We start from the raw sequence: 23,358 nt of genomic DNA on the forward strand, positions 1-23,358 counted from the left end.
TAGTAATCTAAATCTGTGCTGAAGAAACCTTCAGATAGAAGTATTTTGATAACTAAGACCAGTTTCCATATCGACACATCTTTGTCAAAGATTATTTTTGGCCTTTTTTACGAATGCCTGCTAAACCAAGCAATGCCATAACACTACCTAATCCTACTAACACTGCATTGTTATTAGTGTCACCAGTTTCTGGTAATTCCTGACCTTTATTTAATGTAAAGCTTGCTTTTTCTGTGCTTGTGTCATCTTTTGCCATAGGATTCATACCGTACAATAATTGATGTTTAGAAGCTCGTTTAGCCATAACTTCATTTGACATTTGCTGAACAGTCGCCATGTTTTGAAGAGTTTCCTCTTTAGTACGTTTGTTTACTTCAAGTTTTTTCTTCTCTTCAGATAACTTACGAGCTTCTTCTTGAGCTTTAACAATTACTTTGTAAGCTTCAACAATTTTAGCATGTTTCACTGAAACATCTTTTTGAACTGCTTCGAGAGTTTTCAACTTAGCTTGTTCAGTTTCTAAAATATTGACTTTTTCTGCTAATGATTTTTCTGCTTCTACTAATTTAGCTTGAGCATCAGCCAATACTTTTGGAGCATTCTTCAAGTTTTCAACGTATTGTACCAATTTGATAACTTTGGCTTCTGCTTGAGCAAGTGTTGTTTGTTTTACTTTTACATTTGATTCTGCTTCACGAAGAGCAGATACTAAGTTTTTCAAAATAACTTGTTCTTTAGCAAGACCTTCTTTAGCAAGTGCAAGTTGATTTTGTTTTACAACAAGATTATCTTTGGCTTTCTCCAAGGCTTGTTGCTTAGTTTGAACATCCGCGTTAAGAGACTTGAGAGCTTGTTGAGCTAACTCATTATTATTGTTTGCTAAATCATAGTTAGTTAAAGCGTTCTTATAATCAGCTAAGGCTTTAGGGGTTTGTTCAGTACGAGCTTGCAACTCTGCCAAATTAGCGTGGGAACGCTCAAGTTCTTGTACAGCTTTGTTGTAATCAAATTGAGCATTTGTTTTCACTAATTCAGCATCTTTATTAACCGCCACAGCCTGATCGTATTCGACTTGTTCTACAGAAAGGTTCGACTTAGCTTCTGCTAGTTCAGCCTGTAAATCACGTTGAGCGAGGTTCGCGGTTTTATCAAATATGCTGGCGTCTTTTACTCGAGACTCTGCAGCTCCTAAAATATGGATACGCCCACTAGTAAGTCCCATGTATTGATTTGTACTAAAACCAATACCAATATACTTAGAATCAATCTGATAATTTGGATCATTTTTAAATTCACTGCGGATACCAGCTAAAGAAGTTGAATGTCCCCAAAGGCTGTTTCCGTCTTTAAACATCATGTTCACAATAGTTCGATAGACAGCATTTTTAAGCTCGTCCATCGTTAATTGAGACGAAACTGGATAGTATCCGATAGATAGGTTTTCATATCCATTCCCAGTTTCAACAACAGCTAAACCGAACTTTTTAGCAGCAGCAGAAATCGCAGTCGTATCATGATTTAAAGACTCAATTCCTGTTTTAGCTGAGGTCTCCGCAACTTCTTTGGCAAAAGCAATCGCCGATTTATTAGCAACAACAGCTTGTGTTCCCATTGCTTTACGGATTTGGTTAAGTAAGTCAGTCGCAAAATTAGCAATATCCTCACGTTGTTCTTGCGTCAAATTGGAGACGTCTCCGACAATTGTGTCTTTATCTTTTTGATTTGATTTATAAGTATTGAGGGCTAAAGCTTTTTTTCCGATTTCAGTAAGCTTTGTATCATCGCGTTCAGACACATCTGCAAGGTCAAACTGACGTAGTGCTTCCGCATAGCCAGCTGGTACAGTGATGGTATTGTGATTTGCGACTTCGCTCTCTAAGCCTTCGACTATTGCTTGAGCTGTTTTTACAGCTTCTGCTTTTGTTTTGACGATTTTATCGCTTTCAGCAACTTTAGACATTGCTTGATCTAAAGTTGCTTTAGTATTATTAACAGCTACATGCTCATTTCTAACACTTGTTTCTGCAAGGCTAAGTTGCATTTGAGCTGTTTTATCACTTTCTTTAGCTTGAGCTAATTTTCCTTCAGCGATTGATACGTTAGCTTCTGCTTCTGCTAACGCTATTTCAGCCTTCTCTGCTTTAGCAACGGTTTCAGTCTGTCCTGTTCCATCTAAAACAGCTTGAGCGCTGTTAACTGATGCCTTAGCATTGTGAGTAGCTACTTCAGCGTTTTTAACACTGTCTTCTTTTTCAGCAACAACGGATTCTTGTGCTTTAACAGCAGTAGCCTTTTCGGCTTGAACAGTATCAGCAGTCGCTACTTCAGCTTTAGCATTCGAAACAACTGTTGCTTGGTCAGCAACTGCTTGTTCTGCTTTTTCAATAGTCTCTGGAGAAGCATCTGCAACCAACTGTTCCGAACGATTAACAGTCGCTTTTGCTACTGCAACATTTTCTGTAGCAACATTCATATCAGCTTGAACATTATTTACAATAGCAGTTTGTTCTTTCACTGCCAACGTTGCTTGATTAAGATTATCTCCGCTTGTGGCTACTGATTCAGCAGTTACAGGCGCCTCTACTTTGACTTCTGTACTTGGTGTAGAGATTTTATTTTCAATCACTTCATCGGCATTTACACTAGTTGTTGCAATACCTGCACCAATAACAGCTGTTGCAATACCTGACATCACTTTAACTTTTTTATCCATTAAAAATCTCCTAATTTCTAATTATTACATACAAGTATAAGTTAAAATTATCTTATAGTCAATATATTGACTATAAGATGTACGAGATTAAGAGCTTTTAATCATTTTTTGTTACCTTTTTTAATTCAAAATCATATCCATATTCAAAAATAACTAGATTTCAAAATATACTTAATATTTTAAGCATATAATAATGACTAACTGTGTTACCTTACAACTAAAGAAAAGAGGCTGTGAAGTAACAATGATTTCTTATAAACCGTTTTATAATACTCTTCGTCAAAAAGGTTTTACGGAATATGGACTTATTTTTAAACAAGGACTCTCCGCAAATACGATACATCGTATTAAAAAAGGCGAAGCCATAACGACTAAAACACTAGATACATTGTGTTCTATTTTAGAATGCAAGGTGGAAGATATTATTGTATACGAAGCAGATGAATAGGGTAATTAAAAAAAGATTGAGGTAGTTAGCCTCAGTCTTCTTTTGTTTGGGTAATTTCTTGGACAGTAACTTATCCTAATGTCTAAAGAAGACTTGAAAAGTATTTCCTTTTTAAGATTATAAAGATGCGTGATAGCTTTTGCGCAACAGGTATTCAGAATATGGAGTTGTTAGGTTAAAGTGAAACAATTCTATCCGACTTAATAGCCATTTAACCTATCAACAGCAGTACCATCTTTTGCCTCTAGCCTTCTTTAATGGTAAAATAACCTCATGACAAGAATTTTAGACAAGGATTTAATGGGCGATGAAGAGCTGGTCGAACGAACGCTCCGCCCACAATATTTTAGAGAATATATTGGACAGGACAAGGTTAAAGAGCAGCTAGAAATTTTCATCAAGGCTGCAAAAATGCGTGATGAAGCCCTTGACCATGTTCTTCTTTTTGGCCCTCCGGGTCTTGGTAAAACAACCATGGCTTTCGTGATTGCCAACGAACTAGGTGTCAACCTCAAGCAAACTTCTGGTCCTGCTATTGAGAAAGCTGGCGATTTGGTCGCTATTCTCAACGAACTTGAACCTGGTGACGTCCTCTTCATCGATGAAATTCATCGTATGCCAATGGCTGTGGAAGAAGTCCTCTATTCTGCTATGGAGGATTTCTACATTGACATTATGATCGGTGCCGGTGAAACCAGCCGTAGTGTTCACTTGGACTTGCCGCCTTTCACCCTTATCGGGGCTACTACCCGTGCCGGTATGTTGTCCAATCCTTTGCGAGCTCGTTTCGGGATAAACGGACACATGGAGTATTATGAGTTAGCTGACCTCACAGAAATTGTTGAGCGTACTGCCGACATCTTTGAAATGGAAATTACGCACGAAGCTGCGATTGAACTAGCAAAACGAAGCCGCGGAACCCCCCGTATCGCTAATCGACTCTTAAAACGTGTCCGTGATTTCGCCCAAATTATGGGAGACGGTATCATTGACGATAAAATCACTGATAAAGCCCTCACTATGTTGGATGTTGACCATGAAGGTCTTGATTATGTAGACCAAAAAATTCTCAAAACCATGATTGAGATGTATAATGGTGGTCCAGTCGGTTTAGGAACTTTATCTGTCAATATCGCAGAAGAACGTGAAACTGTTGAGGACATGTATGAGCCTTATCTGATTCAAAAAGGATTTCTCATGCGCACGCGGACAGGTCGTGTGGCAACCGCAAAAGCTTACGAACACTTAGGATACGAACGCTTTGAAGACAACTAAAAGAGCCTTATGCCCACGCTGACTAGCTTTTAGGATAATGATTTGTAAAACGAGTAAGACACAGATATTTTTTGTGTCTTTTGTTCGTTTTATTCACTGCTTAAAAAGCCTAAAACATCTGGCATCTAGCTAGAAAAGGAAAGTCTACACTCTTTATTTTATCCCTTATCCTCTACTCTTTATTTTTAAAGAAAAGCTATTAAAGGAGATTATATGCATGATTTAACCAAAGGAAGTCCTATCAAGGTCATCCTTCTTTTTACTATCCCTCTCTTAATTGGAAGTTTTTTCCAATTAGCTTATAACTTTGCTGACAGTATGATTGTTGGACAGACCCTTGGAAAAGAGGCGTTTGCCAGTGTTGGAGCTACCGGTAGCCTGACCTTTCTCATCCTTGGATTCGCTCAAGGGTTAACAGCAGGATTGACTATCGTCACTGCCCAAAAATTCGGGGCTAAGGATGACGATGGCATCCGCAAAAGTTTTGTTCACGGTGTCTTTTACTCATTAATGACTAGCCTTGTTTTAACAGCTCTGGCTCTTATCTTTCTTCGACCCAGCCTACAACTCATGCGAACACCTGATAACCTCATTAACCATGCCCAAAGTTTCTTGACTGCTATCTATGGTGGTATGATTTTCACCATTTTCTTTAACTACCTCTCCAACGTTTTGAGAAGTTTGGGTAATTCAAAAACACCCTTGATTGCCTTAATTATCGCAAGTATTATCAACGTCATCTTAGACTTCATCTTTATCCTTAACTTCCAGATGGGGGTTTTCGGGGCTGGGCTAGCTACGATTATCGCACAAGCTTTCTCAGTGCTTTATCTGGCTATCTATATTTATCGGAAAGTGCCGTATTTCCACATGCACCTATCAGACTGGCGTTTGGATAGTGCAAACCTCAAAAAACACGCGCAGTTAGGCTTCCCTATGGGATTCCAGTCCAGCATCATTGCCATCGGCGCCATTATTCTACAAATCAGCTTAAACCAACTGGGAACAGATGCCATTGCAGCACAAGCTATTGCCAGCAAAACCGATCAATTAGCCATGTTGCCTATGATTAATCTAGGCCTAGCCATGTCAACCTTCACTGCACAAAATTACGGTGCTAAAGAGTATAAGCGTATCTTGCAAGGTCTCTACCGCACTATTGTTATCGCTATTTTATGGGCTATCTTATTTGCTGCTATTTTGATTTTTTTCAATCGTTTCTTCAGTGGATTATTCCTTTCAGATGGCAGTCAAACTGTTTACGACCTTGCCTTATCTTACTACGTCATTAATGGTGTTCTATATTGGGTTCTATCCATTCTCTTTGTAACACGTAGCTTTATCCAAGGCTTAGGAAAAGGCTTAGTGCCAACCCTAGCTGGTATCATGGAGCTCGTCATGCGTGCAGGAATTGCCACTGTTGGTTCCATTTATTTTGGCTTCAATGGTATCGCAGCCTCCAACCCAGCTGCTTGGATTGGTGCTCTTCTTGTGCTTCTACCTAGTACATTTATTATGCGTAAACGCTTGAAAGCACAGGCAAATGCTCCTAGAGTTGCGTAAGCTAGCTCTAACAGTGCTGTAGTGGGGTAACGCTACCACAGAGGTTATGGAGCTTTTTCAATGCACAAAAATCTCATACGACTTATATGAAAAGCGACAAAACTCACGTTAGAAAACTTGATATTCATCGCCGTGAACGTGTATAGTCTTTTGAATTAACTTTGTTACATGGTTACTTTTGACTTGCCCTACTCATACTAAATAAAAATCAAAGCAGACTAGGCGACACAGATAGCAGATAGAACTGAAGGTCATCAAATCAAGTCAGCAAGGTCTGCTTTTGATTTTCGAAGAGTATCAAGTACCGTCCGGCATCTTGCGTTCCTTGTTCTGAAAGGTTAATTCATTTGACTATAAAAAGAGAGAACCAATCTGATTCTCGCGTTCTTAGCTATCAGTTACCTACTACAGGTTATAAAGAGCCTGTAAGTTCGGGCAAACAAAAAACCAGAAGTCTCGAGCACTTCTGGTTTTTCTTTTTTATAGCTTGTTAGCCATTATGCTGACAAGACTTTGCGTCCTTTACGGCGACGGCTTGCGAGCACGCGACGTCCATTTTTAGTAGACATACGGTGACGGAATCCGTGTTTACGTTGACGACGAATTTTACTTGGTTGATAAGTACGTTTCACAGTGAATACCTCCTCATAGATTTTCGTATTCGTTTAGCCGGCTATTTGTGATATCAGTTACTAAACATACCATACTATTTTATAGGAATTCTACTTCCTTGTCAAGATTTATTTCCCTTATCGGCTAGTTTTTGATTGATTTTACGAGTCGCATCCCTATTCTGCCAAGCAAAGAAGAGTACAATAATCAGATAGATAACTAAAAATTCTAAACTAATTCCTAAAAAGTAACTTAATTCAAAAGGAACCCAGTGATTGATAAATAACATCGCGATTACTAGACCGTAAATAATTAGTATATGAAGCGTCGTCTTCTTGGCATCTGCCCACTTGGGATGTTCATAAATAAGAGCAGCAAGTCCCATTAACCCACTTGCAACCCATGTTACAAAACTGCTAGACCAGCTTGGTGTAAAGTTAAAAATCAGTAGGTTCACTAAGTAAATAAACGAGCCCCAGCCCACGCCGATTAAAAAGTAATTTACTATTTTTTTCATGATAATACCCTCCTATAACCCCAATCGTTTTTCCAGAGTTTTCAAATAGCGTCTGCTCACTGTTATCTTTAGACCATTCGTTAGAAAAGCGGTCATATTACCCGAAAAAGATGCTTCCATCCGCTCCAAATGCTGGATATTAATCAAGCTTTGTTTAGACACTTGAATCATATCTGGATGATTAAGCCTTTGTTTAAACTGGCACAGTCGCTGCCGTGTTGAAATCTCCCGATTATGATAGTAAATGTTTAAATAATCACCATCTACCTCAGCTGCAACAATATCATCTATTTTTAAGATAAGAATATCATCAAGCGTCTTAACGCTAACAATTCCTTTTGGACTACTAGCATAACTTTCAAGATAAGCGATTAAATCTACCACCTCTGAGGTGTACTCTCGATTTTTGATGATAATTGACAACTCATCTACCGAACTTTTTTCAAAGAACCATTTCATTTGCCACCTCCTCCATTCCTTATGCTTTTATGATAGCAAATCCTCCTCAGTTTGTGACACGTTCTTTGCTAAGTGGTTAAACCTTGCTCCTAAGCGGTAACAAACAAGAAAAAAGAAGCTAGCTAATCTAACTTCTTACTTTTACAGTCAAATGAATTAGTTTTCAGAACAAGGAACGCAAGACGCCGGAGAGTACTTGCTACTCTTCAAAAATCAAAAGCAGACCTTGCTGACTTGATTTGATGACCTTCAGTTCTATCGGCTATCTGTGTCGCCTAGTCTGCTTTGATTTGCATCGAGTATGAGTAGGGCAAGTCGAAAGTGACGATATATCATAGTTAATTCAAAAGACTATAATCTTTCGATACGGTCACTACAACATAGCGATTGGGGTCATCACCCTCTGAGTAAGATGACACTCCTTCAATTTGCGAAATCGTTTTATGAACCGTTTTACGTTCGCTATTACTCATGGAATCCATGTCAAATGACTCCCCCGACTCCAATACACGATTGGCAATCTTATGCGTGAAGTCAATCAATGTTTCCGTACGATGTTCAACATAGTCATGAACATTAATAGACACAGAGTAATGACGTGAATAACGATCGTGCAAATAATTTTGTGCCAGTAATTGAAGAGCTTTCAATACTTTTCCGTGATAGCCAATCACCCGACCAGGTTCTGTGGTTTCAATTTGCAAACTGATACGACGTCGACTGGTTTGAGTGTCAATACTTGCTTCAACATCCATCTCATCAATGATTTTCTGAACGTAGGCTGTCACTTGCACGGCAGCTTCTTCTAATTCCGCTGCTATCTCTGGTGATGGCACATTGTCATAAACTGAAAATTCTTTAGCAACAAATTCGTCAAAAGTCTCTTCTCCAGTTTCGACTTCTGCTACTTCAGAAGGTTCTTTATCAACACTTGGTTGCTCCTCGATAATCACGAGTCCCTCAGACTCTTCTGTCACACGCACATCTTCTTCAGACGACTCTACCTGTGGTTGAACATCAGCTGGTTCAATCGTCTCGACTGCCACTTCCTCATCCACAGTTTCCTGAACAAGTCCTTCTTGTTCCAATTCATTTGAAACTAAAGACTCAGAAGGTTCTTGAGAGTCAATTGATTCAGCCACTAGTGATTTCTCGTCCAATTCAGTAGTTGATTTTGGACGCTCTTTGAAAATGCTGGTTATGCTACTTGCTTTTTTATCAGATGCTTGGGCAGCTTCTAAACTAGAGACTTCTACTTGGGCAGGTTTTTTACCAAAGCCTAAAAAACCCTTTTTCTCCTTCGAAATGACCTTGATACGTGCTTTTAAACGAGGGATTCCAAGCTGATTTAAACCAGTCTCAATCGCTTCTTCTACGTTTTTACCTGTAAATATAGCCATTTTCTATCTCCTTTATTACTTTCTACGTGCTTTTTTCTTAGCTCGTCTAATTTTCGCCAAACGTTCTCTCTCTTCTTCTTCCAAACGTTTACGTTCTGCAATGATTTTGAAAGGATTGTTCAAAAGTAAAATTTGACCCACTTGGAAAGCATTTGATACTGTCCAATAAAGGGCAATACCACTCGCCAAGTTAGCACCCATAACTAAAATCAAAATCGGCATGAGGTAAGTCATCAAGGTTAAAGTAATGTTTGACTCTTTGGCTGCCTTATTGGTCAACCATGTTGATAAGAAGGTGAAGAAAGCAGCAAGAATCGGTAGGATAAAATAAGGATCCCTATCAGCTAAATTAACCCAGAGGAAATTCCCTTCTTTTAGGAAAGCAACACGGCTCAAAGCTTGATACAGAGCCATCAAAATTGGCAATTGAATCAATAGGGGGAATAAAGAAGCATAAGGATTGACATCATACTTCTTATAGAGGGCTTGGCTTTCCTCAGCCAACTTGATACGGTTCTCCGCACCAGGATACTGGCGTTGCAACTCTCGTAATTCTGGCTGCAAGTCTTGCATTTTTTGACTTGACTTGAGTTGCATGTGGTACAGTGGCATCAAAATCAAGCGAATCAAGAGGGTAAACAACACAATACCTAGACCAATTGAGCCACCAAAGCCAAGGAAACGAATCATTTCTGCGAATAGGTATATCAACTGGTTCCAAAAACCACTAGAAGATTGGGTTACTTCGCTAGTTCCACAAGCTGTTAATAAGAGAAGAGCTAGCCCGGCTATTCCTGAGAGTTTAAGTTTCTTTTTCACTAATTTGTCCTTCTTCGAATAATTTTGCAATTTTTAGTACATGTATGAGATTTGATTTCATATCTTGATAAGTCAGCTCTTCCACACCTTTACGAGCGATGATAACAAAATCATGATGATTCAATCCTGAATCTAATTCCATCACAATATGTCTCAAACGTCTTTTGATAAGGTTACGTGTCACAGCGTTACCAAGCTTTTTGCTCACCGATAACCCAAGGCGATAATGCGGCTGCTCTTTTTCCAAACGATAGACAACAAACTTCCGATTGGCACAACTCTTTCCCTTGCTAAAGATGGCTTGAAAATCCTTCTCACTTTTAACACGATATGATTTTTTCAAAGTGATCTCCAAATATCTGTATTCTCCCTATTATATCAAAAAATCATAAAAAAAGCCAAAAGCCTTGCAACTATTGACTTTATAGCTATTATGACGAGAAATCTGACTTGGCTTTTTCAATCTGCCATAAAACTTGGTCAAAACCTGTCCCTCCAAGGGATTGACGTCTTGCAACTGCCTTATGACTATCCAACACTTTATAAACATCTTCTTCAATCAAATCCGACTGGTGTTTGTAATCTTCCAGAGGAACATCTTGCAAATAAATCCCTTTTTTGGTGCATTCTAAGACCATATGTCCGACAATGGCGTGAGCTTCGCGGAAAGGTAACCCTTTCGCTGCTAGATAATCGGCTAGCTCAGTGGCGTTTGAAAAATCTTTAGTTGTTGAATTTTCCATAACTGTCTTATTGACAGTCATACTCTCCAACATACCCGCCATGACTTTTAGCGAAACAGTGACCGTATCAACTGTATCAAACATACCTTCCTTATCTTCTTGCAAATCCTTATTATAAGCTAAGGGGAGGGATTTCATAACGGTTAGTAAACCTAGTAAGTCACCATAAACACGACCTGTTTTACCTCTAATCAATTCTGCCATATCAGGATTTTTCTTCTGAGGCATGATGGAAGAACCTGTTGAAAAGGTATCTGACAATGTAACGAATTGGTACTCGTGTGAACACCAGTTGATGATTTCCTCGCAGAAACGGCTGAGGTGCATCATTAAAATAGAACTGTTGCTTAAAAATTCTAAAATAAAATCACGATCTGAGACAGCATCCAAAGAATTGGCATATGGTTCTGAAAAACCAAGCAAGTCACTAGTCATGTAGCGATCGATAGGAAAGGTCGTACCAGCTAAGGCTGCTGCACCTAGAGGAGACATATCCGTATGCTTAAGATTAAAAGTGAAGCGTTCACTATCTCTGCTAAACATTTGATAGTAAGCCATCAAATGATGTCCAAACGAGATAGGCTGGGCGTGCTGCAGGTGAGTATAACCAGGCATAATCGTTTCCACATGCTCCTCAGCTAAGGTAACCAAAACCTGACGTAATTCTTCTAATAATGTCACAATGTTTTGTAAATGCTCTTTAAGATACAGGTGCATGTCTGTTGCGACTTGATCATTTCTCGAGCGTGCTGTATGCAGTTTCCCAGCAACCGAACCAATCTTTTGCGTCAGAAGACTCTCCATGTTCATGTGTATATCTTCGTTGGAAATATCAAACGCCAGAGTACCCGCTTCAAATTCGGATAGCAAGCTCATCAAACCTTCTTTAATGGCGAATGACTCTTCCTGACTGATAATTCCTGTTTTGCCCAGCATGGTGACATGAGCAATTGATCCTTGCAAGTCTTGTTTTGCCATTTTCTGGTCAAAACCGATAGAAGCTCCAAACGCTTCAACCCATTCTGCTACTTGAGCCTCAAAACGACCACCCCATAATTTTTGATTTCCAACCATGATAACTCCTTAATCTTTATTGACCTGAGCATTAACTTGAGTTGGCAAGCCCCAAAGCTTGATGAAGCCTACCGCTGCTTTCTGATCAAAACTATCTGCACTTGTGTAAGTTGCTAAATCTTCATCGTAAAGTGAATTGTCTGATTTTCTAGCCACAACCTGTGCATGACCTTTGTATAATTTCACTTTTGCTGTGCCGTTAACCACTTTTTGTGTTTCTGCGATGTAAGCTTGCAAAGCTTTAGTTGCAGGACTAAACCAAAGGGCATTGTAGACAAGATTTGAAAATTCATTTTCTAAAATTGGTTTAAAATGTGAGACTTCACGTGTCAACGTCAAATCTTCAATCTCTTTATGAGCTGCTAGAAGCGTCACTGCTCCTGGACACTCATAGATTTCTCTTGACTTGATACCAACCAAACGGTTTTCAACGTGATCAATCCGTCCCACTCCATGTTTCCCGGCAATCTCATTGAGTTTTTGAATCAAGTTTGCCAAGCTAAGTTCTTCACCGTTAAGAGAAACTGGTTTTCCTGCTACAAAGGTAATATCCACAAATTCCGCTTGGTCTGGTGCTTCTTCAGGAGAATTAGTGATTCCAAACGCATCTTCCGGAGCTTGGTTCCAAGGATTTTCCAAAACACCACACTCATTGGCACGCCCCCAAAGATTTTGGTCAACTGAATAAGGATTGTCCAAGTCGGCTGGAACGGGCACATTGTTTTCTTTGGCATAAGCAATCTCTTCTTCACGTGACCATTGCCACTCTCTGACCGGTGCTACCACTTTCAACTCTGGGTCAAGAGCTGCAATAGCAACTTCAAAACGAACTTGGTCATTTCCTTTTCCGGTACATCCATGTGCGATGGTTTTGGCTCCAGTTTCATGGGCTAACTCCACCAGTTTTTTAGAAATCAAAGGGCGACTAAGAGCTGATACCAAAGGGTACTTCTGCTCGTAAAAGGCATGCGCTTGAAGAGCCGGAAGGACATAATTATTAGCGAATTCTTCCTTTACATCAATAACATAAGATTCTACCGCACCGACTTTAAGAGCTTTATCATGAATAAAATCCAAATCTTTCCCTTCACCAACATCCATACATACTGCGACAACATCATAGTCTTTGTTAAGCCAAGCAATAGCTACCGATGTATCAAGTCCTCCTGAATAAGCTAAAACAATTTTTTCTTTAGTCATAATATGTCTCTCCTTTTGTATATTTATGTGAGTTTTATCATAATGTATCTGGAAACCATTGTCAAGAACTTTTTGTATTTTTATTTATTTTATTCGTATTTTTTGTATAAATAATCTTTCTAAGACAAGGGAGAAGAAGAAGCCAAAACAAAAACAAGTAGCTTCTCTACTTATGACCAAATCAAAACTCTTTAGGATAGAGTAATACTCAATGAAAATCAAAATCAAACGAAGTGTCGCCGATGCAGATAGAACCGAAAGTCATCAAACCAAGTCACAAGGTCTGAAGTTGATTTTGGAAGAGTATGAATATAGCAAGTCGAAAATGACGAGATACCAAAGTTAATTCAAAAGGCTACCCGTAGTGCTAGCTAACCTCAAACTACAATAAAAAGCCCAAATGGGCATCCTCCTGTAAGTGTCTAAACAAACAGGAGGACGTCCAAGTGAGCCACTGACAGTATATCGCTAAAACTGATTACTTGAAGTGGAGTCTAGGACAATTATCAAAACTTTGTCACAAGCTATGTCAAGAGCATTGTTCCTCTCCCTTAAAGCATCACCGTAATGTCACCTTATCTAAGGTATCAGATGAATCCCTTCTAGTTTTACTAGTCCTTCAAGCCGAGTTAGGTATTAACTCTCAAAGACAGTTTTACAAAATCTGCCGATTTTTCACTTGTGGAAGATTATTGGAGAGAAGTCGCTTTAATAGACGGTCAAGATAGTTGATCTGCTTTGTGAAACTGATTCGACACGTCATGAACAAATAGAGCTCACCCGACACCGTCATCATTTTTGAAATTAGCTAGCACTACGGGTAAAAGGCTATATAAAACAATCTGAGGATAGACTTTTATAGCCAACATCTTAACAAAGAGGCCCCATAACCTCTTTAGTGGGTAACACCACTGCAGAAGTTATAGAGCTTTTTGTCAGCTTGATAAAAAACGGTAGGACTGAACCGAGAGACATTCTAATAAAAAAATTAAAATACTCATCATTTTAAATAAGTAAAAAGAAAGAGCCGATTGACTATCTCCTGTGCTTAGTCATAAGTCAGCCACTACAGTTGGTATAGTCAAATGAATTAAGATTGAGACAAAGAGCTGAGACGCGGGCAACACTTGAGTAGGGCAAGGCGAAAGTGCCCGTACATCAATGTTAATTCAAAAGGCTCTAGTGAAGCAAAAAAAGAAAGTGGGGACAAAGTCGATCTCTTCGAGTTATCGATCTTTGTCCCCACTCTCTTATTTTTAATGATTATTTCACTTTAGCTGTGCTTGTGATAACTTCGATTGCTTTTTTCATAGCAATGTCATGTTGAAGCATTTCTGGTGAAAGAAGTGAACGTACTTGCTCTGCATCCATGTTGTATTCAGTTGCAAGATCAGCAATTTCTTTTTCAACTTCTTCTTCTGAAGCGTCAAAACCTTCAGCTTTAGCGATAGCTTCGATAACAAGGTTAGTTTTAACACGTTTATCAGCATCAGCTTCGTATTGTTTGTGAAGGTCATCTTGAGTTGTACCTGTCAATTGGAAGTACATATCTGGTGAGATACCTTGACGTTGCATGTTGCCCATGAATTCGTTCATAGCGCGGTGAACTTCGTCGTGTACCATTTCTTCTGGTAATTCAACGATTTCTGCGTTTTCAACAGCAAGTTCAATTGCAGCACCTTCAACAGCATCATCATAAGCGATTTCTTTAGCTGCTTCAAGTTCTTTACGATATTTAGCTTTCAACTCATCAAGTGTTTCAACTTCTTCATCGATGTCTTTTGCAAGCTCATCGTCAAGTTCTGGAACTTCTTTAGCTTTAACTTCATGTACAGTTGTTGCAAAGACTGCATCCTTACCTGCGAGGTCTTCTGCTTGATAGTCTTCTGGGAAAGTAACATTAACTTCAACTTCGTCGCCAGCTTTTGAACCAACCAATTGTTCTTCGAAACCTGGGATGAATTGACCTGAACCTAGTTCAAGTGAGAAGTTATCACCTTTACCACCGTCAAACTCAACGCCATCTACTGACCCAACGAAGTCAATGACAACAGTGTCACCGTTTTCAGCTGCGTCTTCTTTGATAACAAGTTCAGCAAGATTTTTACGTTCGCGTTCGATTTTTTCAGTAACTTCGTCTTCTGAAACTTCTTTAGAAGCGTCAACTGAAACTTCAAGATCTTTGTAGTCACCAAGTTTAACTTCTGGTTTTGTGACAACTTCAGCAACGATTTCCCAATCTTGACCTTTTTCCATTGATTTAACATCAACTTTTGGTTGAGCCACAACGTCAAGTCCAAGTTCAGCAACAGCTGCTTCGTATGCTTCTGGCAAGATAGCATTCAAAGCATCTTCGTAAAGTGCTTCTTCACCAAAGCGTTGGTTGAAGATAGTGCGAGGCATGTGTCCTTTACGGAAACCTGGTGCATTCAAATCTTTCTTAACTTTGTTGAAAGCTTGGTCAAGCGCTGGTTTAATTTTATCTTGACCGATTGTGAATGTTACAACACCACGGTTAGTTGATTTGTTTTCAAATGATGTAGACATTAAGTCGTTTCTCCTTAAAAAATTTATAATACAGCTTAGTTTACCATATTTACGTTATTTTTAAAAGTTTTTTGTCAATTTTCTCTTGAAAATCAAGGGTTTGGGAGAAGTGTTGATAAGAGATTTCTATCAACCAAAAATGATTTTTAACACTTTTTTTGGTAAACTACTTTTATGACATACATTGAAAATTATTGGAACAAACTTCATATCGAAGCTATTGCCGAAAGCATCATTTCTAAGACCGTCTCTTTAATTCTATTACTGACTCTATTTTTTCTAGCGAAAAAGGGATTCGATATTCTTTTTACAAAGGCTGTCGAACGCTCCATTTCTTTTACCAAGCAAAGTCCCATGCGACAGCGTACCATGACAAAACTCCTTCATAATGTCATGAATTACGCTCTTTATTTCTTGCTAATTTACTGGATTTTAAGTATTCTAGGCATTCCTGTTTCTAGTCTCCTTGCTGGTGCTGGGATTGCGGGTGTCGCAGTTGGTCTAGGAGCTCAGGGATTTCTCTCCGATATGGTTAATGGTTTCTTTATTCTTTTTGAAAACCAATTAGAAGTTGATGAAGTTGTCGAAGTTGGAGAAGTTTCCGGTACGGTTGCCAGTGTTGGCATTCGGACAACGCAGATCATTGGGTTTGACGGCACCTTGCATTTTGTGCCGAACCGAAACATTAGCACGGTAAGTAATCAATCAAGAGGAAATATGCGTGCCCAAGTTGACCTGCCCATCTATGCTCATACTGAACTTGATAAAGTGATTGAAATTGTCAAATCCATCAATGATACCAAAGTTCCCGAATATCCTGAAATTGTTAACAATCCAGATATTATTGGTGCCATCACGAATACCAATAATCAGTTGGTTTTTCGTGTCAATATTTTCGTTCAAAATGGGCAACAATATACTATTGGACCAAAATTCTTTAGATTTTATCAAGAAGCCTTGTTAAAAGAAGGTATTGAATTGCCAACGGTAACACCTATTGGACACAAATAAATCATTCATCTTTTGGAATAATCGATAGATCAAGCCTTTCCTATCAGTCCAGTAACATCAACTTGGCACCGTGATTAAGTGTCATGACGTTCGCATTTTAAGCGCCAAAGATGACATCATCAACTGTGTGGAGATGAGAGTGACATAGCCCAGCAGATTATTTTAGCCTGAGCCTAAGAATCAGAATGCGTGCCTCTTTTTTCTTTGTTAGAGTTCTTTCGTACTGTTTTCGATAGATAAAACTCGGGTGAAAAGTAAGCTCTCAGAAAGGTTATGAGAGCAATACTTCTAAGCGTTTATCTTATTGATATTCAAGCCTTGTCCTTTTCATTTCTCTATCGTTTAGGGAGGCTACGCTCTGAAAGGCTTTTTAGTTTTATTTTCGTTTTTTTAGAAAATAGGCGTTTAAAGTTGTAGGTTATCATAGCTAACTAATCTAGTGCGTTGAAAGAACCGTATCATTTTTAATCCTTTTCTGGAGTCCTATTCTTACTAATATTGAACCTAACCTAGTTCTTCTATGTTATTGTATAGTCAAATTAATTAACTTTTGGACAAGGAACGGAAGGCGCGGAACAGTACTTGAGTACAGCAAGTCGAAGTGACGGTGTATCACAGTTAATTCAAAACATTATAGAAACTTATCTTAAATACATAAAAAGATAACTTGGGAATAAACTCAAGTTATCTTTTGTTGTTAATTAAAATTTTCGAATCGGATCTTCTAAGTACTGACCTCGTGCCCCACCAATAAGTTTTGGTCGGCTCGCCAGTGCTGTCACATGCGCGCCACCAAGTTCTCGTTGAATAGGTCTAAGAGGTACTTGGACTCGCTTAACGTGCATACCAATTGCGGTGTCACCAATATCGATACCTGCATGAGCAACAACTTCTTCTACCTCAACAGGATCCTTCATAAACTTGAAGGCGGCTAACTGTCCACTACCTCCAGCATGAAGAGAAGGTAACACATTAACAATTTCTAAGTTTTTTTCTAGAGCATAATCACGCTCTACAACCAAAGCACGATTGAGGTGTTCGCAACCCTGCACTGCCAATTCAATCCCTGACTTCCCTAGTTCATCAAGAAGGGTTTTAACAATCACCTCACCGATTTCCTGGCTGGAGTTTTGACCAATCGTACCTCCCAAAACTTCACTTGATGACAAGCCCAAAACAAATAGCTGCCCTTTTTGAATAGCTGAGCGCTCGATAATGTCAGCCACGATTTTCTGTACGTCTTCTACTAGATTTTTGAGATCCATAGCTTTACCTTTCTACATTTTCGTCCTAACGATTAGCCGTATAGCCTATCTCAACACGACAAACGCATGAGAGATTTTTAGCATAAAAAAGAGGTTTTTTGAAAGTCAATGTTCAGATTTTCCTAAAATAAGTATTATCGTTGAGAGTTCTTACTAGAGATAAATCTCTAACAGGAATTGTCATCTGTACTATAATCTGTTTCACGCCTATGGCGTGCTATCTCAAAGGTTTAGCTTGACAATGGCTTTGTAAAGAAGATAACCCAAGCCCATGCCAAAAAAGTTTTGAAGGATGTTTCCAAAAATACCAGCCCAAGCGGCACCAACACCGTAGCCTAGTAAAATAGCGGCTAAAAAATACCAACCAACCATGAAAAGACTAGCTAGAATCAAGCCCAAAACACGCTTTTTACCTCTCCAACCGCCAAAGAACCCCTGACTTCCGTGAGCGATTAGACTGTGAATCATATATTGAGGATAGCCTAGAAGCATGTCAATCAAAAATCCTGATAAACCGCCGACAACAGCCCCTGCTTTTGCCCCTAAATAAAAGGCGGTAAAATATATGCCAGCATCAAGTAAGGTGAGAAATCCCGTTGGGGTAGGAATATGGATGTAGGCTAAGACGACGCTTAGAGCGGTTAAAATAGCCCAAAGACTTAACTGACGAACATTAGTTTTTTTCATATTGTGTAACTCCGTAATCGTTAGAGTGAGCAATAGCTTGGTAAACAAAATCCTTAGCCTTATGAACGGCCTGTGAAACACTCTGTTTTTTGGCTAAACCACTGGCTATAGCTGAGGCAAAGGTGCAACCTGCTCCTTGGTTATTGCGGCTAAGAAGGGGCGATCGCAAGAAATCCACCTGCCCATCTTCCACTAATAAGACATCGTAGGCTTGGTCTTTGTCTAGTCGCTCTCCACCTTTAATCACTACCGACTTAGCCCCCATTTGCCGCAAGAGTCGAGCGGCTTTTTCCATCTCTTCCAAGTTAGATATTTTCTGTCCAGAAAGGAGCTCGGCTTCTTTGAGGTTGGGTGTCATAATGGTTGCATAAGAAAAGAGTTTTTGCAGTTCTTGGCTCATCTGGGCGACTTCTTGATCAGCATTTTCCTTAAAGACAAGAACAGGGTCTAATACAAGCGGTACCTGCGGCCTTTCTTTGATAAAACATCGCACTGCTCTTGCTATCTGCGGTGTTGGTAGGAGACCAATTTTTATAGCAGCAAAGGGAATATCTTTTAGGCTATTCAGCTGTTTTTGAAAGAGGTCATCAGCTGTTGGGATGATTTCAAACCCCTCCTCAGTCAGGGCTGTCATGCAAGTTTGAGCTAAAAAGCCATAGAGTTTATGGACTGAAAAAGTTGCCAAGTCTGCTTGAAAACCACCACCACTGAGTATATCATTGCCCGCTATGGTGAGAATATAAGGTGTCTTCATAACTAATCTCCTTGAGGTAGAGGCCATTACCCGCCGCCGTTGGTCCTGCTAAGTCACGATTTTTAGTTTCTAGAACAGTCTTTATCTGACTAACTGGCATACGGCCATTACCAATTTTCAACAAGGTTCCGACCATATTGCGAACCTGTTTATATAAGAAACCATTGCCCGAAAAGGTGAACACTAGAAAGCCTGTTTTAGCATCCACTTCCAAACTTGCCTCGGTAATCGTTCTGACCTTGTTTTCCACCGCTGTTCCTGATGCTGTAAATCCTGTAAAATCATGGGTTCCCACCAAATCCTTGATAGCCTCCTGCATAGAAGCCAAATCCAAAGGATAAGGATAGGCTGTCGCATAGTTTCGCATCATGGGATTTTTAGGACGTCCTGTATCAACAAGAAATTCATAGGTTTTACTATGTTTATTATAGCGAGCATGAAAATCATCCGAAACAATGGTGACTTCAACAATATCAATATCATCAGGACACTGGGTGTCCAAACCAAAGCGTAATTTCTCCACATCACGCGCCTTGGGCAAATCAAAATGAATGACCTGTCCGTAAGCATGCACACCAGCGTCAGTCCGCCCTGCACCATGAATGGTAACGGCTTTGCCACTATTTAATCGAGAAAGAGTCTTTTCAATTTCCTCCTGAACAGTTCTAGCCCCAGGCTGTCTCTGAAAGCCTGAAAACAAGGTTCCGTCATAAGAAATAATCGCTTTATACCGTGTCATAATCCTAATTATAGCAAACTTTTTCTACTTCTTAAAGTAGACTCCAATCAAATTATTCCCGCTGCTAGGAATTTCTTAACAAGTTGCAAACGCCATGTCGGCTATGTTAACAACTCCCCTACATAACACTTTGATCTTGCACCAAAGACCAAAAGAAAAAGCGCCACGATAGGTAGCGATTTTTCTTTTTGTGGATAGGTAAACAACGATAGGGCTGAGCTGAAAGATAGCAGAATGATTCCAACAGATTTTCATAAACTCACGGATATAGCCAAATGAATTGACTTTCAAACGAGGAACGAAAGACGCAGAACAGTACTTGATATTCTTCTAAAATCAAAAGTAACCATGTATCAAAGTCAAATCAAAAGACTATATTTGTTATACTGGTAAAAAAACACTTACTTTTACCATAAAAGGAGGTCTCCCATGTCCAAACTAAGCCACTGGCTCTTTTTACTAATCTTAATTTTATTTGCAAGTGCTTTTTACCTTGAAATCGAAGCTCTTTTTCCCAATCATTGGGGAACAACAGTCACTCTTTTTATCATCCCACCCTTGGCTCTGTTAGGCATCTGCCTAGCGATTCGGTATAAATTCTGGGCGCACTTACTAGCTTTCATCATCTTTTTCCTGTCATTTCCACTTGTTTTTCTGCTAGCTAGTCTTTTCGAAGCCCTTCTTTTAAATCCACCGACAAGACTTGAAAATCCCCTACTCTGGCTATTAATTGCTATCTTGCTAATGATACCTCCTCTAACTTACAGAATTCTCAAAGAAGTAGCACACGCGACTTGGTTTAAAGCATTGATTGTGCTGATTATTAGTGGTCTTTACCTGAATCTTATCTATCTCATTTTACAATTGTTTTGCTAACTAGGAAAAGCGCCCTTTAGCAAATTCCAAGGCGATATAGGCAATCCTGTCCTTAGTTACAAGATCAGCGTTGTTACCAAGTGTTCTTTCATCCCAAACTTCAGCATCTAGATTATCAGCTGAGTAGAAAAACTGGAAGTGATTGATGCTTCGAAAGTCGGCTAAAGCCGCAATGGCAGAGCATTCCATGTCAACACAGACCGCCCCTTGGGCTTTTCGCCTAGCCATCTTGTCAGACGTTTCCCGATAAATACCATCCGTAGTCCAAACCTTACCTTCTGTGTAAGAAACCTTTTGAGCAGCTAGGAATTTTTTAAAATCCTCGTGGAAATCCTGATTAACAGCAATCTCATCGCTAGGTGGCGCATAATGAAAACTAGTGCCCTCATCACGAAGCGCAACTGTAGGGATGATGATGGAAGTCTCTTGAATCGCACGATCAAGAACCCCGCAAGTTCCAAACACCACTAGATTTTTCATGCCCATAACGATTAAATCTTCAAGAATTGCTACACAGGCTGCAGCGCCAACATAAGCGTTAAAAAAACCAAGTTTTTGACCATTAAAATCAACTTCATAAATAGGGATATCCAGATTAGCCACACTAGTTGATGCTATCTGGCGATGCGGTAGCTCGTTTAATATCCGTTCAAAAGTTAGTCTGGCAAAGCAAGTCACCACCGTCTCAGGAAAGCCCTCAACAGGCTCCAGCAGCATGTCTGGATTAATGATAGCAGTTTGATTAGTGTCGAATTCTTCTAGTAACATAAGCGACCTCCTCAATACTTTTTGATTATCATAAACTATACACATAAACTCTTATAAATGCAATGTATCACACAAAATAAACGGCTGCCTTTTTCTCACAAACACACATCAGGTATCAGAATGCAGACAAAACCTCTAAACGATAGCGAAATGAAATGCAAGACTTGCTTGTCGATAAAAAATCTTAAGGATGTTGATTTATAGTCTTTTGAAATATCTGTGGTACACCGCCACTTTCGACTTGCGACACCGATGTAGATAGAACTGAAAGTCATCAAATCAAGTCATTGATGTCTGAATGTGAATTTCGAAAGTATGAGGTAATAGTTTATAGATTATTGATATAGTCTTTTGAATTAACTTTGATACATCGTCACTTTCGACTTGCCGTACTCAAGTACTGTCCGCGTCTTAGTTCCTTGTCTGAAAGTTAATTCATTTGACTATAGTATGAAAAATCCCCAATCAAGCGATTAGGGATTTATTTTTATAAATCATCAATAGCATCTTTGACTTTATCAAAGAACCCTTTTTTCTTTTGTGGTTGGACACTCTCACCGCTGGCGCTAGCAAAAGCCTGTAGCGCTTCTTTTTGCGCATCGTTCAACTTCGTTGGCGTTACGATATTGATGGTCACGTGTTGATCACCTTGACCATTACCACGAAGGCGTGGCGCACCTTTTCCTTTCAAGCGGAAGGTTTTACCAGTTTGTGTCCCGGCTGGGATGGTTAATTCTACGTCACCATGAACGGTTGGAATATCAACAACATCACCTAGCGCAGCTTGGACAAAGCTGACATCCATGTTGTAGTAAATGGTTGCCCCTTCGCGTTCGAACTTATCGCTCTTCATCACATTAATGATAACGAAAAGATCTCCGTAAGGACCCCCATTATGACCAGCTTCCCCCTGACCTTGCAGACGGATTTGTTGACCAGTTTCAACACCTGCAGGGATTTTTACGTCAACTTTGTGATTTTCTTTTTCATGGCCTGTACCATGGCAAGTCTGACACGGATCTTTAATTTCTTGACCCGTTCCATGACAGACGTCACAAGTGGCTTGATGACGCATCATTCCAAGCGGTGTTTGTCTGTCTACATTGATAAAACCTTGCCCATGACAGCGTCCACAGGTAACAGGATGACTACCTGGTTTGGCACCATTTCCTCCACAAGTATGACAAGTAGTTTCACGGCTATAAGTAACCTCTTTTTCCGCACCAAAAATAGCTTCTTCAAACTTGAGGTTAACACGGTATTGTAAATCATCCCCTTGGCGAGGAGCGTTTGGATTGCGGCGAGCACTGCCACCTCCAAAGAAACTTGAGAAGATGTCTTCAAAACCACCAAAACCGCCAGCGCCCTCAAAGCCACCAAAACCGCCAGCGCCGCCACCAAAGCCACTCTGTGCCCCAGCAGCACCGTATTGGTCATAAGCAGCACGTTTTTGACTATCACTTAGGGTTTCATAAGCCTCTTGGACATCCTTATATTTTTGTTCAGCGCCAGCTTCCTTATTGATGTCTGGATGATATTTTTTAGACATCTTACGATAAGCTTTTTTAATCTCGTCTTGCGAGGCATCCTTCGAAACCCCCAGACGATCGTAGAATTCTGTATTGTTCATTTAAGATACCAAGCCCGTAAACGGCAAAGTCAAATAGCAAATGTGACGAAGACGCTTGCCTCTAGGAAACATTTGTCTTTTTGACACAGACGTTAGGGCGGGTTCATTTATAGTAAGATACCAAGCCCGTAAAAAGCAAAGTGAAAATAGGAAATCAGCAGAGAATCCTGATTTTCGAGACGATTTATCTTTTTCACACAGCTTTTAGGGCGGGTTCATTTACTTAAACCATATATCCTTTCTTATAAAATATTGGAA

At 39.6% G+C, this 23,358-nt stretch carries 21 protein-coding genes and 1 pseudogene; 6 read left to right on the forward strand and 16 right to left on the reverse strand.

Features of this window, described 5'->3' with window-relative positions; translation table 11 throughout:
- Positions 1-91 precede the first annotated feature (91 nt).
- The gene (locus tag A3IA_RS0104650; RefSeq protein ID WP_018380181.1) at positions 92-2,713 is read right to left on the reverse strand and encodes an SEC10/PgrA surface exclusion domain-containing protein; all 2,622 of its coding nucleotides are present in this window, start codon (positions 2,711-2,713) and stop codon (positions 92-94) included.
- A 244-nt stretch (positions 2,714-2,957) separates the two neighbouring features.
- Between A3IA_RS0104650 and A3IA_RS0104655 the strand changes: the two genes are divergently transcribed.
- The 3 genes from A3IA_RS0104655 to A3IA_RS0104665 all read left to right on the forward strand — a co-directional run bounded on the left by A3IA_RS0104655 (position 2,958) and on the right by A3IA_RS0104665 (position 5,999).
- Complete coding sequence (locus A3IA_RS0104655; protein WP_018380182.1) at positions 2,958-3,161, forward strand: helix-turn-helix domain-containing protein; 204 nt, start codon at positions 2,958-2,960, stop codon at positions 3,159-3,161.
- A gap of 273 nt (positions 3,162-3,434) precedes the next feature.
- Positions 3,435-4,436, forward strand: a complete 1,002-nt coding sequence (ruvB, locus tag A3IA_RS0104660; RefSeq protein WP_026217558.1) for a Holliday junction branch migration DNA helicase RuvB — start codon at positions 3,435-3,437, stop codon at positions 4,434-4,436.
- A gap of 213 nt (positions 4,437-4,649) precedes the next feature.
- Positions 4,650-5,999 carry an MATE family efflux transporter gene (locus A3IA_RS0104665; RefSeq protein ID WP_018380184.1) on the forward strand — a complete coding sequence of 450 codons (1,350 nt, stop codon included), beginning with the start codon at positions 4,650-4,652 and terminating at the stop codon, positions 5,997-5,999.
- A gap of 497 nt (positions 6,000-6,496) precedes the next feature.
- Here A3IA_RS0104665 and rpmH read toward each other — a convergent pair whose 3' ends face one another.
- The 8 genes from rpmH to A3IA_RS0104705 all read right to left on the reverse strand — a co-directional run bounded on the left by rpmH (position 6,497) and on the right by A3IA_RS0104705 (position 12,823).
- Complete coding sequence (rpmH, locus tag A3IA_RS0104670) at positions 6,497-6,631, reverse strand: 50S ribosomal protein L34 (RefSeq protein WP_000831903.1); 135 nt, start codon at positions 6,629-6,631, stop codon at positions 6,497-6,499.
- A 101-nt stretch (positions 6,632-6,732) separates the two neighbouring features.
- Positions 6,733-7,128 (reverse strand): DUF3021 domain-containing protein, encoded by a 396-nt coding sequence (locus A3IA_RS0104675; RefSeq protein ID WP_018380185.1) that lies wholly within the window; start codon positions 7,126-7,128, stop codon positions 6,733-6,735.
- A gap of 12 nt (positions 7,129-7,140) precedes the next feature.
- The gene (locus A3IA_RS0104680; RefSeq protein ID WP_018380186.1) at positions 7,141-7,587 is read right to left on the reverse strand and encodes a LytTR family DNA-binding domain-containing protein; all 447 of its coding nucleotides are present in this window, start codon (positions 7,585-7,587) and stop codon (positions 7,141-7,143) included.
- Positions 7,588-7,925: 338 nt separating this feature from the next.
- Entirely contained in the window at positions 7,926-8,987 is a 1,062-nt protein-coding gene (jag, locus tag A3IA_RS0104685; protein WP_018380187.1) for an RNA-binding cell elongation regulator Jag/EloR, read from the reverse strand.
- Positions 8,988-9,002: 15 nt separating this feature from the next.
- Entirely contained in the window at positions 9,003-9,806 is an 804-nt protein-coding gene (locus A3IA_RS0104690; RefSeq protein WP_018380188.1) for a YidC/Oxa1 family membrane protein insertase, read from the reverse strand.
- Complete coding sequence (gene rnpA / locus A3IA_RS0104695; RefSeq protein WP_018380189.1) at positions 9,790-10,149, reverse strand: ribonuclease P protein component; 360 nt, start codon at positions 10,147-10,149, stop codon at positions 9,790-9,792. Before rnpA ends, A3IA_RS0104690 begins: the two co-directional genes overlap by 17 nt.
- Positions 10,150-10,237: 88 nt before the next feature.
- Positions 10,238-11,623, reverse strand: a complete 1,386-nt coding sequence (argH, locus tag A3IA_RS0104700) for an argininosuccinate lyase (protein WP_018380190.1) — start codon at positions 11,621-11,623, stop codon at positions 10,238-10,240.
- Positions 11,624-11,632: 9 nt separating this feature from the next.
- Positions 11,633-12,823 (reverse strand): argininosuccinate synthase, encoded by a 1,191-nt coding sequence (locus tag A3IA_RS0104705; protein WP_018380191.1) that lies wholly within the window; start codon positions 12,821-12,823, stop codon positions 11,633-11,635.
- A 464-nt stretch (positions 12,824-13,287) separates the two neighbouring features.
- Here A3IA_RS0104705 and A3IA_RS13420 point away from each other — a divergent pair.
- Positions 13,288-13,548: pseudogene (locus tag A3IA_RS13420) on the forward strand (IS982 family transposase); the annotation flags it as partial.
- Positions 13,549-14,086: 538 nt separating this feature from the next.
- Here A3IA_RS13420 and tig read toward each other — a convergent pair.
- Complete coding sequence (gene tig, locus A3IA_RS0104715; RefSeq protein ID WP_018380192.1) at positions 14,087-15,370, reverse strand: trigger factor; 1,284 nt, start codon at positions 15,368-15,370, stop codon at positions 14,087-14,089.
- Between the two features lie 174 nt (positions 15,371-15,544).
- On the opposite strand from tig, the gene A3IA_RS0104720 reads away from it, so the two are divergent.
- Positions 15,545-16,381: a mechanosensitive ion channel family protein gene (locus A3IA_RS0104720; protein ID WP_018380193.1), complete on the forward strand. Its 837-nt coding sequence runs from the start codon at positions 15,545-15,547 to the stop codon at positions 16,379-16,381.
- Between the two features lie 701 nt (positions 16,382-17,082).
- Here the strand turns inward: A3IA_RS0104720 and A3IA_RS0104725 are convergent.
- From A3IA_RS0104725 to truA, 4 genes are all read right to left on the reverse strand, one after another.
- The gene (locus A3IA_RS0104725) at positions 17,083-17,646 is read right to left on the reverse strand and encodes a TIGR01440 family protein (protein ID WP_018380194.1); all 564 of its coding nucleotides are present in this window, start codon (positions 17,644-17,646) and stop codon (positions 17,083-17,085) included.
- A gap of 222 nt (positions 17,647-17,868) precedes the next feature.
- On the reverse strand, positions 17,869-18,333 hold the full coding sequence (locus A3IA_RS0104730) for an ECF transporter S component (RefSeq protein ID WP_018380195.1): 465 nt from the start codon (positions 18,331-18,333) through the stop codon (positions 17,869-17,871).
- Positions 18,320-19,087, reverse strand: a complete 768-nt coding sequence (locus tag A3IA_RS0104735; protein WP_018380196.1) for a bifunctional hydroxymethylpyrimidine kinase/phosphomethylpyrimidine kinase — start codon at positions 19,085-19,087, stop codon at positions 18,320-18,322. Before A3IA_RS0104735 ends, A3IA_RS0104730 begins: the two co-directional genes overlap by 14 nt.
- Positions 19,050-19,826, reverse strand: a complete 777-nt coding sequence (truA, locus tag A3IA_RS0104740; protein WP_018380197.1) for a tRNA pseudouridine(38-40) synthase TruA — start codon at positions 19,824-19,826, stop codon at positions 19,050-19,052. The genes A3IA_RS0104735 and truA overlap by 38 nt, the downstream gene beginning before the upstream one ends.
- Positions 19,827-20,255: 429 nt before the next feature.
- On the opposite strand from truA, the gene A3IA_RS0104745 reads away from it, so the two are divergent.
- Positions 20,256-20,702 (forward strand): hypothetical protein, encoded by a 447-nt coding sequence (locus tag A3IA_RS0104745; protein ID WP_018380198.1) that lies wholly within the window; start codon positions 20,256-20,258, stop codon positions 20,700-20,702.
- Here A3IA_RS0104745 and A3IA_RS0104750 read toward each other — a convergent pair whose 3' ends face one another.
- Positions 20,703-21,470 (reverse strand): nucleoside phosphorylase, encoded by a 768-nt coding sequence (locus A3IA_RS0104750; RefSeq protein ID WP_018380199.1) that lies wholly within the window; start codon positions 21,468-21,470, stop codon positions 20,703-20,705.
- 487 nt (positions 21,471-21,957) lie between these two features.
- Entirely contained in the window at positions 21,958-23,100 is a 1,143-nt protein-coding gene (gene dnaJ / locus A3IA_RS0104755; RefSeq protein WP_018380200.1) for a molecular chaperone DnaJ, read from the reverse strand.
- Between the last annotated feature and the right edge of the window lie 258 nt (positions 23,101-23,358).

This window comes from Streptococcus thoraltensis DSM 12221, assembly GCF_000380145.1.
GTDB classification, from domain to species: Bacteria; Bacillota; Bacilli; order Lactobacillales; family Streptococcaceae; genus Streptococcus; species Streptococcus thoraltensis.